Source organism: Bacillus sp. ATD, from assembly GCF_050585765.1.
In the GTDB taxonomy this organism is placed as follows: Bacteria; Bacillota; Bacilli; order Bacillales; family Bacillaceae; genus Bacillus; species Bacillus stercoris.
In genome coordinates this window covers 294,190-306,863 of sequence record NZ_JBOBQH010000002.1, presented here as the reverse complement: position 1 = coordinate 306,863, position 12,674 = coordinate 294,190, and the positions used below count along the sequence as shown (strand labels likewise).

Annotated in this window: 12 protein-coding genes; 3 read left to right on the top strand and 9 right to left on the bottom strand. The window is 45.3% G+C overall.

Annotation, left to right across the window (positions count from 1 at the left end; genetic code table 11):
* Window positions 1-33 precede the first annotated feature (33 nt).
* Complete coding sequence (gene artP, locus ACQXR1_RS06095; RefSeq protein WP_430771862.1) at window positions 34-801, bottom strand: arginine ABC transporter substrate-binding protein ArtP; 768 nt, start codon at window positions 799-801, stop codon at window positions 34-36.
* Window positions 802-1,068: 267 nt separating this feature from the next.
* The gene (gene brxB / locus ACQXR1_RS06090) at window positions 1,069-1,506 is read right to left on the bottom strand and encodes a bacilliredoxin BrxB (RefSeq protein ID WP_041053557.1); all 438 of its coding nucleotides are present in this window, start codon (window positions 1,504-1,506) and stop codon (window positions 1,069-1,071) included.
* A 160-nt stretch (window positions 1,507-1,666) separates the two neighbouring features.
* On the opposite strand from brxB, the gene ACQXR1_RS06085 reads away from it, so the two are divergent.
* From ACQXR1_RS06085 to bmrR, 3 genes are all read left to right on the top strand, one after another.
* Window positions 1,667-2,560: a diacylglycerol kinase family lipid kinase gene (locus ACQXR1_RS06085; RefSeq protein WP_430771861.1), complete on the top strand. Its 894-nt coding sequence runs from the start codon at window positions 1,667-1,669 to the stop codon at window positions 2,558-2,560.
* A 100-nt stretch (window positions 2,561-2,660) separates the two neighbouring features.
* Entirely contained in the window at window positions 2,661-3,830 is a 1,170-nt protein-coding gene (gene bmr / locus ACQXR1_RS06080) for a multidrug efflux MFS transporter Bmr (RefSeq protein WP_430771860.1), read from the top strand.
* Window positions 3,831-3,902: 72 nt separating this feature from the next.
* Window positions 3,903-4,739 (top strand): multidrug efflux transcriptional regulator BmrR, encoded by an 837-nt coding sequence (gene bmrR / locus ACQXR1_RS06075; RefSeq protein ID WP_014664533.1) that lies wholly within the window; start codon window positions 3,903-3,905, stop codon window positions 4,737-4,739.
* Window positions 4,740-4,799: 60 nt separating this feature from the next.
* On the opposite strand, the gene bfmBB is transcribed toward bmrR, so the two are convergent.
* From bfmBB to yqiS, 7 genes are read right to left on the bottom strand one after another with little or no spacing between them, the layout of a single operon-like run.
* Window positions 4,800-6,074, bottom strand: coding sequence for a branched-chain alpha-keto dehydrogenase complex dihydrolipoyllysine-residue (2-methylpropanoyl)transferase (gene bfmBB, locus ACQXR1_RS06070; RefSeq protein ID WP_286314379.1), 1,275 nt, complete (start codon window positions 6,072-6,074; stop codon window positions 4,800-4,802).
* Between the two features lie 21 nt (window positions 6,075-6,095).
* Complete coding sequence (gene bfmBAB, locus ACQXR1_RS06065; protein ID WP_430771859.1) at window positions 6,096-7,079, bottom strand: 3-methyl-2-oxobutanoate dehydrogenase subunit beta; 984 nt, start codon at window positions 7,077-7,079, stop codon at window positions 6,096-6,098.
* A gap of 13 nt (window positions 7,080-7,092) precedes the next feature.
* Window positions 7,093-8,085, bottom strand: a complete 993-nt coding sequence (bfmBAA, locus tag ACQXR1_RS06060; RefSeq protein WP_430771858.1) for a 3-methyl-2-oxobutanoate dehydrogenase subunit alpha — start codon at window positions 8,083-8,085, stop codon at window positions 7,093-7,095.
* Between the two features lie 21 nt (window positions 8,086-8,106).
* The gene (lpdA, locus tag ACQXR1_RS06055) at window positions 8,107-9,531 is read right to left on the bottom strand and encodes a dihydrolipoyl dehydrogenase (protein WP_430771857.1); all 1,425 of its coding nucleotides are present in this window, start codon (window positions 9,529-9,531) and stop codon (window positions 8,107-8,109) included.
* 20 nt (window positions 9,532-9,551) lie between these two features.
* Complete coding sequence (gene buk, locus ACQXR1_RS06050) at window positions 9,552-10,643, bottom strand: butyrate kinase (RefSeq protein WP_040082688.1); 1,092 nt, start codon at window positions 10,641-10,643, stop codon at window positions 9,552-9,554.
* Window positions 10,644-10,661: 18 nt separating this feature from the next.
* The gene (gene bcd / locus ACQXR1_RS06045) at window positions 10,662-11,756 is read right to left on the bottom strand and encodes a branched-chain amino acid dehydrogenase (protein WP_430771856.1); all 1,095 of its coding nucleotides are present in this window, start codon (window positions 11,754-11,756) and stop codon (window positions 10,662-10,664) included.
* 11 nt (window positions 11,757-11,767) lie between these two features.
* Complete coding sequence (gene yqiS, locus ACQXR1_RS06040) at window positions 11,768-12,667, bottom strand: phosphate butyryltransferase (RefSeq protein WP_071578631.1); 900 nt, start codon at window positions 12,665-12,667, stop codon at window positions 11,768-11,770.
* Window positions 12,668-12,674: the final 7 nt, after the last annotated feature.

The following is a 12,674-nucleotide window of genomic DNA, read 5'->3' as shown; positions in this document are numbered from 1 at the left end:
AAAAGGCTCAACGAAAAAGTTGAGCCGCTTTTTTTACTTCTCGTCAGTGAACCATTTTTTCTTCAATTTCTCAAGCTCTCCTTTATCTTTCATTTCCTTGAGCGCTTTATTGAATTTGTCTGTCAGTTCACTGTCCTTTCTGAAAGCAATTGCTGAACCGGCCTCTTCCGCTTTCGCATCAGGAATCACGAAGCCCTGCAGGTCATCATTTGATTTGAAATACCCTTCTGCAACAATGTCTTCAATAATCGCGGCATCGAAGCGGTCAGATTTGATTTCCTGCACCAAATCAGAAATTCTGTTGCGGTCTTCTGTTTTAAAACCATATTCCGGAGAAAGCTCTTTCCCCTTCTCTTCCTGAATAGAGCCAAGCTGAACGCCAACCGTTTTTCCTTTCAGGTCTTTCAAAGATTGAATGCCGCTGTCTTTTTTGCTGACAATCATATGGTTCGCTGTGTAGTACACCTCAGAAAAATCAACTTGTTTTTTACGATCAGGCGTTGGGGTCATTCCTGACAGAACGAGATCAACTTGTTTTGATTTAAGCGCTGTAATTAAGCTGTTGAAGTCCATATCCTGCACTTCAATTTCATAGCCAGCCTTCTTCGCCAGAGCTTTTGCCAACTCCACATCAAAGCCGACAATATCATCGCCTTCTTTATATTCAAACGGTTTGTAATCCGCCGAAGTACCCATAATTATTTTTTTCTTTCCGCTTTCTGAACCTGAATTGCTTGAACCGCATGCAGTTAATGCAAAGGTGATGCAGGCAGCTACAAGTAATAAGAGTATTTTTTTCATGATCCATTTCCCCCATATTCATTACTTTTGGTGTATCTGAATATTTATTCGTTAATTTGTATTTTAAACAGTTTCTTATTTTTATGCAATACTATTTTTAAAAATTATCTTCAAGCTTATCTTTCCAGTGATCTCTTTTGATATTACTAGATAAAAATAAAATCACTGTACAATCCGATTGAATAATTCGTTAATATTTATTCATATACCCTTGGAATTTTATGCACAAAAAAACCCGGGATACTTTGAGTATCCGGGTTCTTCGTCTTATACTTCTTCACAATATTCTTCAAAGGCTTCCTGCAGCTTTGCCACTACGGCCATCGGCTCATGGCCTTCAATTTCATGGCGCTCTACCATTTTCATGATCTTTCCGTCTTTCAAAATCGCAAAGGACGGAGAAGATGGCGGATATCCTTCAAAATAGTCGCGCGCACGCGCTGTCGCTTCTTTGTCCTGTCCGGCAAAAACGGTTACGAGCTGATCAGGTCTTTTATCATAGTGAACGGAGTGGTATGCTGCCGGTCTTGCAATTCCTCCGGCGCATCCGCAAACAGAGTTTACCATGACGAGCGTCGTGCCTTTTTTCGTAAGTGCCGCGTCTACCTCTTCGGCTGTTTTCAGCTCGGTGTATCCGGCAGCTGTTATTTCTTGTCTCGCTTGGCGTACAATATCATTCATAAATAAATTAAAGTCCATGTTCAATGAAGACCTCTCCTTTTTCATCATCTGTTCTTATGATAGCAAGGAAACGTCCAAATCGGCAAATGACTTTGCTTCGCCGTGCACTTTTTTTGCTTTTCGTTTACCGCTTACAGAAAAAGGGGATTATATAACCAGAAGTAAAATAAAGGAGCAGTTGTATATGAGCCAACGGAAAGCATTACTGATCCATAACGGAAATGCCGGCAACAAAAATATAGAAAAAGCACTTGGTGCTGTCGTGCCGATTTTATCTCACCATTTAGATGAAGTGATTATTAAACAGACAAAGAAAAAGGATGATGCGTATCATTTTTGCCGATCCATTGATGATTCTGTCGACACCGTCTTCATTCTCGGCGGCGACGGCACGATCCACCAATGCATAAATGCTCTTAGCGCTCTAGAAAGAAAACCCGCGGTCGGGATTTTGCCCGGCGGCACATGCAATGACTTTTCAAGAGTGCTTGGCATCCCTCAAAATCTTGCAAAGGCCGCGGAAACACTTATGTCAGGAAAAAAAACCAGCGTAGACGTATGTCAGATGAACGACCGTTATTTTTTAAATTTCTGGGGGATCGGCTTAATTGCAGAAACGTCGAATCAAATCAACGAAACAGAAAAAGCATTATTGGGGAAAATCAGCTATTTTACAAGTGCATTGCGAACCGTCTCATCCGCTGCATCGTTTCCGATGAGATTAAAAATTGATGGAGAAGAAATTAAAGAAGAAGCCGTTATGCTGCTTGTGATGAACGGCCAATACATTGGAACGAACCGAATTCCTCTGCCCGATGCCAGTATTGAAGATGGCTTACTCGATGTCCTCATATGCCGCAACACCAACCTCACCGCGTTGCGGGAGCTGATGAGCATGGAACAAGGTGCAATTGATCGTTTTACTGGAGAGCTGTCCTATGTCCAGGCCTCTCGAATCGAGATTGAAACAGACACTGCCAAAAAGGCGGATATGGATGGAGAAGTTTATACACATACACCCGCAGTCATTCAGGTCCTGCCGCAGCATATCGACATGCTTGTTCCCGCAAATGATTAACTGTCTTAAGGGCTTAGAAAGATTTTGCAAATCCGTTGACTCTCCCCTAGGAGGAGGTCTTACAGTATAAGGGATACACACTTGAAAAAGGGGAAGTCATATGGAGAAGAAAAATATTACCTTAACGATATTATTAACCAATTTATTTATTGCTTTTTTGGGGATCGGGCTTGTGATTCCAGTAACGCCGACCATTATGAATGAATTGCATTTATCAGGGACCGCGGTCGGCTATATGGTTGCCTGCTTCGCTATTACGCAGCTCATTGTTTCACCCATAGCCGGGCGCTGGGTTGATCGCTTCGGACGCAAGATCATGATCGTGATCGGCCTGTTTTTCTTTAGTGTGTCGGAGTTTTTATTTGGCATTGGAAAAACAGTTGAAATGTTATTTATCTCCCGTATGCTGGGCGGTATCAGCGCTGCCTTCATTATGCCTGGGGTCACAGCTTTTATCGCAGATATCACGACCATTAAAACACGGCCGAAAGCGCTCGGTTATATGTCAGCCGCTATTTCAACAGGATTTATTATTGGTCCCGGCATCGGGGGATTTTTAGCAGAAGTCCACTCCCGGCTGCCTTTTTTCTTTGCGGCCGCTTTTGCACTGTTAGCAGCCATTTTATCAATGCTCACGCTGAGCGAGCCGGAACGGAACCCTGAAAATCAGGAAATAAAAGGGCAAAAGACAGGCTTCAAGCGAATTTTTGCACCCATGTACTTCATTGCTTTTCTCATTATTTTGATTTCATCTTTTGGTTTAGCATCATTTGAATCTTTATTTGCATTATATGTGGATCATAAATTCGGATTTACGGCCAGCGACATTGCCATTATGATTACAGGAGGAGCAATTGTGGGCGCTATTACGCAAGTCGTCTTATTCGATCGCTTCACAAGATGGTTTGGCGAAATCCATTTCATTCGGTACAGCTTAATTCTCTCGACGAGTCTGGTATTCTTGCTGACAACCGTAAATTCATATATTGCGATTCTGCTGGTTACAGTCACCGTTTTTGTCGGATTTGATCTCATGAGGCCTGCGGTAACGACTTACCTGTCAAAGATTGCGGGAAACGAACAAGGATTTGCCGGCGGTATGAATTCAATGTTTACAAGTATCGGCAATGTATTCGGGCCTATTATCGGTGGAATGCTGTTCGATCTTGATGTAAACTATCCTTTCTACTTTGCAACGGTTACCTTAGCTATAGGCATTGCACTGACGATTGCTTGGAAAGCGCCTGCACACCTTAAAGCCAGCACATGATCAAAAGCGTATTCTTTGTGTACTGCAAAGAATACGCTTCTTCTTTATACTGATGATAAAAGGAGTGATGGCATGAAGGAATCGTATTACTCAATTGGAGAAGTTTCAAAACTGGCAAACGTGTCGATTAAAGCGCTCCGTTATTACGATAAAATTGATTTATTTAAACCCGCCTACGTCGACCCGGATACCAGCTACCGCTATTATACAGATTCTCAGCTCATTCATCTGGATTTGATCAAATCATTGAAATATATCGGCACCCCTTTAGAAGAAATGAAAAAAGCACAGGACTTAGAGATGGAAGAACTGTTTGCTTTTTATACAGAGCAGGAGCGGCAAATCAGGGAGAAATTAGACTTTTTATCAGCACTGGAGCAAACGATTTCGTTGGTGAAAAAACGGATGAAACGGCAGATGGAATATCCCGCGCTCGGTGAGGTGTTTGTTTTAGATGAAGAAGAAATACGGATTATTCAGACAGAGGCAGAAGGAATCGGGCCTGAAAACGTGCTCAACGCCTCTTACAGCAAATTAAAAAAATTTATCGAATCAGCAGATGGATTTACGAACAATAGCTATGGCGCCACTTTTTCTTTTCAGCCCTACACCAGCATTGATGAAATGACTTACCGTCATATTTTCACGCCTGTACTGACGAATAAACAAATTTCAGCCATTACGCCGGATATGGAAATCACAACGATTCCTAAAGGGAGATATGTGTGTATCGCGTACAATTTTTCGCCTGAACATTATTTTCTCAACTTACAGAAGCTTATCAAGTATATCGCAGACCGCCAATTAACAGTTGTCAGTGATGTATACGAGTTAATTATACCGGTTCATTACTCCCCGAAAAAACAAGAAGAATATCGGGTCGAAATGAAAATACGAATCGCAGAATAATACTGCATAGAAAAAGAGCATTTTTTGAAACAAAACTTCAAAAATGCTCTTTTTGCTTATTTAGTAAACAGATGTCTTTTCGTCAATAGATTCTAAAATTTGTTTCACTCGTCCCAGGAATCGTCCGCATACAAGACCATCAAGCACTCTGTGGTCTAAGGACAGACACAGATTAACCATATCTCTGACAGCAATCATGCCATTCTCCATGACAACCGGGCGTTTGACGATGGATTCTACTTGAAGAATCGCAGCCTGAGGATAGTTGATGATACCCATCGACTGAACGGAGCCGAACGAACCTGTGTTATTGACGGTAAACGTGCCTCCCTGCATGTCATCTGCTGTGAGCTTTCCATCTCTTACTTTTTTGGCAAGACCGGTAATGTCTTTCGCAATGCCTTTAATTGTTTTTTCATCAGCGTTTTTAATCACCGGAACAAATAAAGAATCCTCTGTGGCAACTGCAATTGAAATATTGATATCCTTTTTCTGAATAATTTTGTCCCCCGCCCACATGCTATTCATTTGCGGGAATTCTTTTAACGCCTGAGCGACTGCTTTGACAAAAAAGGCGAAGAACGTTAAATTAAAGCCTTCTGTTTTCTTAAAGGAATCTTTTATACTGTTGCGATATGCAACCATATTTGTGACGTCGACTTCCATCATCGTCCAAGCATGCGGAATTTCTGTTTTGCTGCGCTTCATATTGGAAGCAATTGCTTTTCTTACGCCTGTGACAGGGATTTCTATATCACCTGCTGCAGACGCAGGATATGAAGTCTCTTCTTTTGGCTCAGGTTTTGGTGCAGACTTCGGTGCAGGAGCTGCTATGTTCGGCTCCTCAGCCTTCCGTTCTTGCACGCCGCCTGTTTCAATTAAGCGCTGAATATCTTTTCGTGTGATGCGCCCGCCGGCACCTGTTCCCGTCACTTGATCAAGGTCAATGCCGTGTTCACCAGCTAAACGGAGTACAGCTGGCGAGTAACGCTTCTTATTGGGCTGATCGGTTGCTTCGGCACTATTTGCAGCAGGCGTCCCAGCGGCTTCTGGCGCTTCTGGCTGTTCTTGTTTTTGTTCGATCGGATTCGCGCCTTCTGTTTCAACTTTGCAAATCACTTCTCCGACTTGCAGGGTCTGGCCTTCTTCTCCCACAAGCTCTGTTATCGTTCCAGTAAAAGAAGACGGAACCTCTGCATTTACCTTATCTGTCATGACTTCCGCGATCGGATCGTATTTGTTCACTTTATCACCGGGGGCGACAAGCCATTTGCTGATCGTCCCTTCTGTTACGCTTTCTCCAAGCTGCGGCATCGTCATTTGTTCAATTGCCATGATTGTATCCTCCTTACGTCTTTAAAACTCCGCTAATTCTCTCATCGCCGCTTCCACTTTATCAGGGTTGACCATAAAGTATTTTTCCATTGTCGGCGCATAAGGCATAGCCGGAATATCAGGACCTGCAAGCCGTTTGATCGGCGCGTCTAAGTCGAACAGACAATGCTCGGATATAATTGCGGCTACTTCGCCCATGATGCTGCCTTCTTTTGTATCTTCTGTGACCAAAAGAACCTTTCCAGTTTTGGACGCAGCTTCGATGATGGCTTCTTTATCAAGCGGGTAAACCGTTCTTAAATCTACCACATGCGCTGAAATGCCATCTTTTTCGAGACGTTCTGCAGCCTGTAAGGCAAAGTGGACACACAGGCCATATGTGATCACTGTGATATCGTCGCCATCCCGTTTTACGTCCGCCTTTCCGATTGGCAGGACATAATCATCTGCCGGAACCTCTCCTTTTATCAGGCGATACGCCCGTTTGTGCTCAAAAAACAGCACTGGGTCTTCGTCACGAACTGCGGCTTTTAAAAGGCCCTTGGCGTCATATGGTGTTGAAGGCATGACAATTTTCAGTCCGGGCTGATTGGCGAAAATCGCTTCGACTGATTGAGAATGATACAGGGCCCCGTGCACACCTCCGCCGTATGGCGCTCTGACGACAATCGGACAGCTCCAGTCATTGTTGCTGCGGTAGCGGATTTTAGCCGCTTCAGAAATAATTTGGTTGACCGCCGGCATAATAAAATCAGCAAACTGCATTTCAGCAATCGGTCTCATTCCGTACATTGCCGCTCCAATACCAACTCCTGCGATCGCAGATTCAGCAAGCGGTGTATCCATCACGCGCTCTTCCCCGAATTGTTCATAGAGACCGGCTGTCGCTTTAAACACTCCGCCTTTTCTTCCTACATCTTCCCCAAGGACGAAGACTCGGGGATCTCGTTCCATTTCTTCTTTCATTGCCAAATTGATTGCATCAATATATGACATTACTGACATTTGTTCTTCCTCCCTACTTCGCATACACATAATTAAGCGCTGACTCAGGAGCTGCATAAGGAGCGTTCTCCGCTTCATCCGTCGCTTCATTAACGATTGCCATAATTTCATCCAGCATGGTTTGTTCTATCTCATCGGACAGCAGGCCTGTTTCCTTTAAGTAAGTTTGATAAGTAAGCAGGGGATCACTTTTTTTCGCTTCCTCTACTTCTTCACGGCCTCTGTAGCTGCTGTCATCGTCATCACTGGAATGCGGTGTAAGGCGGTAAGAAATCGTTTCAATTAATGTCGGGCCTTCTCCTCTGCGTGCCCGTTCGCGTGCTTCTTTAACCGCTTGATAAACTTCCAGCGGATCATTTCCATTCACAGTGACGCCAGGCATCCCATAGCCTACGGCACGGTCAGAAATGTTCTCGCATGCGACTTGCTTATCGTAAGGCACTGAGATTGCGTATTTGTTGTTTTCACACATGAAAATAACCGGCAGCTTATGGACAGCGGCAAAGTTTGCTCCTTCATGGAAATCGCCTTGGTTTGAAGATCCTTCCCCGAATGTAACAAAGGCTGCGATATCCTTTTTCTCCATCCGTCCCGCAAGCGCAATGCCGACTGCGTGCGGCACTTGCGTTGTAACTGGAGATGACCCCGTCACAATACGGTTTTCCTTTTGTCCGAAATGTCCCGGCATCTGGCGGCCTCCCGAGTTCGGATCCGCCGCTTTGGCAAATCCGGACATCATTAAGTCCTTTGCTGTCATGCCAAACGCGAGCACGACACCCATGTCTCTGTAGTACGGCAATACATAATCCATTTCACGGTCAAGTGCGAAAGCCGCTCCTACCTGTGCTGCTTCCTGTCCTTGACAAGAGATTACGAATGGGATTTTGCCAGAACGGTTTAACAGCCACATTCTTTCATCGATTTTCCTTGCTAACAGCATGGTTCTATACATATCAACGGCTTCCTGATCAGTCAGCCCTAGTGCTTGATGTCGGTTTTTACTCATTCAAGCCCCTCCTTTATGCTTTTAAAAATGAATGGCTTTGCCATCTACGGCAAGCGCTGCTTCTCCAATTGCTTCAGAAAGTGTCGGATGCGGGTGAATCGTTTGCCCGACCTCCCACGGCGTAGCGTCCAGCACTTTGGCAAGACCCGCTTCAGAAATCATGTCAGTGACATGCGGGCCAATCATATGAACGCCGAGAATATCATCGGTATCTCGATCCGCCACGATTTTGACAAAACCGTCGCTTTCACCGTATACAAGCGCTTTTCCAATCGCCATAAATGGGAACTTACCGATTTTGACATTATGCCCGTTCGCCTTCGCTTCATCTTCTGTTAAGCCGACACTGGCAGCTTCAGGGCTTGAGTAGATGCACTTCGGTACCAGCGTCGGATCAAGCGGATGCGGATTGAGGCCTGCAAAATGCTCAACAGCAATGATTCCTTCATGCGAAGCAACGTGAGCTAACTGCAGGCCACCGATTACGTCTCCGATTGCATAAATATGAGACTCCTTCGTTTGGCAGCTTTCATTGACTGAAATCACGCCATTTTCAGTGATAATATCGGTGTTCTCTAGGCCGATGCCTTCGATATTTGCTTGTCTGCCGATGGAAACAAGCATTTTTTCAGCAGAGTAGGTGGCGGTTTCTCCGTCTTTTTCCGCTTGTATGCTGATATCACCTGATGTTTTTGTCAGGGTGTCAGGCAGCACCTTTGCCCCTATTATGAACTGGATGCCTTTTTTCTTAAGAAGACTTTCCATTTCTTTTGAAATCTCTAGATCTTCAGTCGGCAATATGCGATCCGCGTATTCGATAACTGTTACCTTCACGCCAAAATCATGAAGCATAGACGCCCATTCGATACCGATAACACCTCCGCCGACGATAATGATTGATTTTGGCAGCTCCTCCATTTGAAGCGCCTCATCTGAAGTCAGTACAGACTTACCATCCGCTTCAAGGCTTGGAAGCATTCTCGGTCTTGATCCTGTTGCAATGATCACTTGTTTCGGGATCAGCATGTCATTTTCTTCGCCATTTCCCCGTTCAACAGAAATTGTTCCCGGCAGCGGAGAGAAGATTGACGGTCCAAGGATACGACCGTAACCTTTGTACACGTCAATTTTTCCTTTTTTCATTAAATGGTTTACACCCGCTGCAAGCTTATCAACAACGGCTTGCTTACGCCGCTGCACTTTTTCAAAGTTGAGGGACACGCCAGCCGTCTCTACTCCGAACTGGTCGGCTTCACGCGCTGTCCGGTATACCTCCGCGCTTCTAAGAAGCGCTTTACTCGGGATACAGCCTTTATGCAGACATGTTCCTCCGAGTTTTTCCTTTTCAACAACGGCTGTTTTTAAGCCGAGCTGAGCGGCTCTGATGGCCGCAACATAACCGCCAGTACCGCCGCCCAGAATGACTACGTCATACTCAGTTGCCATGGTGACTCACTCCTGTCTGTCTATTCAATACGATATTGTTTGGATTGCTCTTCGCCCTGCAATACTCTGAGCGCCCCTTGGGCAAGAGACTGCAGTTCATTTTCACCCGGATAGACCAAAACGTCTGAAATCCAATCTATGTATGATCTGATAGTAGAAACAAAGCTTTTGCCGTACGCAAGGCCCCCCGTCAGCACAATCGCTTCAACTTCACCTTTTAAAACCGCGCTGGCTGCTCCGATTTCCTTTGCTATCTGATATGCCATGGCATCATAAATGAAGCGGGCTTTTTCATCGCCCCCCTGAATCATTTGTTCCACTTTTACGGCATCATTTGTACCGAGATAGCCTAAAAGCCCGCCGGTGCCCACCAGTTTTTTCATGATTTCTTCTTTTGTATATTCTCCTGAAAAACATAGATCAACAAGATCCCCCGCAGGCACCGTTCCTGCACGTTCAGGACTGAACGGCCCCTCTCCATGAAGGCCGTTATTGACATCCACGACTCGCCCGCGGTCATGGACGCCAATTGTAATACCTCCGCCCATATGGGTAATAATCATTTTCATGTTCTCATATCGTTTGCCAAGAGAGGCTGCCGCTTTACGAGCGACAGCTTTTTGATTTAACGCGTGAAAAATGCTTTTCCGTTCAATTTCAGGCATGCCTGAAACTTTTGCGAGCACTGACATTTCGTCTACGACAACAGGGTCGACGATATACGAAGGGATATTCAGGCCGTCAGCAATTTCCCGCGCGATAATGCCGCCGAGATTAGAAGCATGCTGGCCGGCGTAGCCGCTTTTCAAGTCCTCAATCATGTCATCGTTCACTACGTAAGTCCCGCCTTCAATCGGCCGGAGAAGGCCGCCTCTTGCGCAGACTGCATCAAACTTTGAGATATTGATTCCCTGTTCATGAAGCGTTTCGAGAATATGGTTTTTGCGAAATTCATATTGATCAATAATTTGGTCAAATCGCTGCAGCTCTTCTATGTTGTGTCTCAATGTTTTTTCAAAAATGCTTCGTTCGTTATGAAAAACACCGATTTTCGTTGAAGTTGAGCCTGGATTAATTGTGAGAATGCGTTTTTCGTCATGTAGCACTTTCATAACCTCCAGATCAATTTCTTAACGTCTGCTTAATACACTGTGGCCGTTTTGCAAAAACTGGCTTCTTGAGCGGCGCATGCGTTCAATCCGTTCCTCTGCCAAGCGGTCAGCCGCTAAATATGCCGGAATGCCGTCACGCTGAGAAATCTCGAGTACACGCTCGATATTGCTGTAAATGCCTTCTACTTTTTTCAGGGCGCGTTCAGCATTATAGCCGTAAAGCTCATCTGCGACGTTGATGACACCGCCGGCGTTAATCACGTAATCCGGTGCATAAACGATGCCCATGTCGTGAATTTGATCACCATGGCGTGTTTCTTTTAATTGGTTGTTGGCCGCACCTGCGATCACCTTCGCCTTCAGCTGTTTAATCGTGTCGTCGTTAATAGTCGCACCAAGGGCACACGGCGCGTAAATATCGCAGTCTTGTGAATAAATATCATCTGGATCAACCGCACGGGCGCCAAAATCTTCAACTGCACGCTGTACAGATTGTTTGTTGATATCCGTAACGATTAAGTTTGCCCCTTCTTCATGCAGGTGGCGGCAAAGGTTATAGGCTACGTTCCCAACACCCTGTACAGCAATGGTTTTCCCTTCAAGAGAGTCGGTTCCGAAAGCAGCTTTAGCTGCTGCCTTCATTCCTCTGTACACCCCGTACGCTGTGACTGGGGAAGGATTTCCGGAAGAGCCGAACGCAGGAGAAATCCCTGTGACATAGTCTGTCTCATCATGAATGATATCCATATCCTCGACCGTTGTACCCACATCTTCAGCTGTGATGTATCTGCCATTCAGCCCTTGAATATAGCGGCCAAACGCACGGAACATTTCCTCATTTTTGTCTTTGCGAGGATCACCGATAATGACTGTTTTTCCGCCGCCCAGGTTTAAGCCTGCCGCCGCGTTTTTATAGGTCATGCCTCTTGCCAGTCTGAGCGCGTCTTCAATTGCAGCTTCTTCATTTTCATATGTCCACATTCTCGTTCCGCCAAGTGCTGGACCGAGTGTTGTATCATGAATCGCGATAATCGCTTTTAAGCCTGATTGTTCATCTTGGCAGAATACCAATTGTTCGTAATCATATTTCTCCATATATTTAAAAAGTTCCATGTTCGTTCCTCCTAATGTGTGTATTCTTCGGATGCGCATATTGCCAACGCAATGGAATACAGTTTATTTTCGGCAGAGTCCGCTCTGCTTGTTAAGGCAATCGGCGCTTTGGCTCCTGTAATGACAGCCGCCACGCTGGCTTTGGCAAAATAAATCAGTGATTTATATAAAATATTGCCGGCCTCAATTGTTGGGACGAGAAGGATATCTGCGTTGCCCGCTACGTCTCCCGAAATTTTTTTCTGAGCCGCGGCAATTTGTGAAACTGCGTTATCCAAAGCAAGCGGTCCATCAACAATACAGCCTTTGATCTGGCCTCTTTTGAACATTTGAGCTAGAGCTGCTGCATTCACGGTCGCTTCCATTTTTGGGTTCACCGTTTCGACCGCTGCCAGAGCAGCTGCTTTTGGCATATTGTTCCCTACTGCATGGGCCACATGAACGGCATTTTGCAAAATCTGCCGAAGCTCTTCCAGCGAGGGAGCGATATTCATTGCCGAATCTGTCACAAACATCAGCCTGTCAAAATCCGGTATATCAAAGACAGCCACGTGGGAAAGGACACTTGATGACCGAAGCCCCTCCTGTCTGTTCAATACCGCTTTAAGCAAAACAGAAGTCGGCACATTTCCTTTCATTAAAACGTCCGCTGTTTTATGATGTACAGCACGAACCGCTAATTTTGCCGACTCCTCAGGTGTATCGGCATGGACGATTTCCACTTGATGACCTTGCATGGATGATGTCAGCTCGTTCAGTTTTTTGCTGTCGCCCGTTAACAAAAAACGGGCGGATAGGTGCTCGGCAGCCAGCTTTACAGCCCGGATCACTTCCTCATCCTCAGCATGAGCAACCGCAATGGTCTTGTTTTTGTGCATCGACGCTTTGCCGATTAAATCTTTCAGCTTCATCTGCTAC

Excerpts from the sequence above, each read along its gene's own strand:
- bfmBAA (WP_430771858.1), bottom strand. The coding sequence starts at position 8,085 with ATGAGTAAAAACCGACATCAAGCACTAGGGCTGACTGATCAGGAAGCC.
- ACQXR1_RS06085 (WP_430771861.1), top strand. The coding sequence starts at position 1,667 with ATGAGCCAACGGAAAGCATTACTGATCCATAACGGAAATGCCGGCAAC.
- lpdA (WP_430771857.1), bottom strand. The coding sequence starts at position 9,531 with ATGGCAACTGAGTATGACGTAGTCATTCTGGGCGGCGGTACTGGCGGT.
- bmr (WP_430771860.1), top strand. The coding sequence starts at position 2,661 with ATGGAGAAGAAAAATATTACCTTAACGATATTATTAACCAATTTATTT.
- bcd (WP_430771856.1), bottom strand. The coding sequence starts at position 11,756 with ATGGAACTTTTTAAATATATGGAGAAATATGATTACGAACAATTGGTA.
- bmrR (WP_014664533.1), top strand. The coding sequence starts at position 3,903 with ATGAAGGAATCGTATTACTCAATTGGAGAAGTTTCAAAACTGGCAAAC.
- artP (WP_430771862.1), bottom strand. The coding sequence starts at position 801 with ATGAAAAAAATACTCTTATTACTTGTAGCTGCCTGCATCACCTTTGCA.
- buk (WP_040082688.1), bottom strand. The coding sequence starts at position 10,643 with ATGAAAGTGCTACATGACGAAAAACGCATTCTCACAATTAATCCAGGC.
- yqiS (WP_071578631.1), bottom strand. The coding sequence starts at position 12,667 with ATGAAGCTGAAAGATTTAATCGGCAAAGCGTCGATGCACAAAAACAAG.
- bfmBB (WP_286314379.1), bottom strand. The coding sequence starts at position 6,074 with ATGGCAATTGAACAAATGACGATGCCGCAGCTTGGAGAAAGCGTAACA.
- bfmBAB (WP_430771859.1), bottom strand. The coding sequence starts at position 7,079 with ATGTCAGTAATGTCATATATTGATGCAATCAATTTGGCAATGAAAGAA.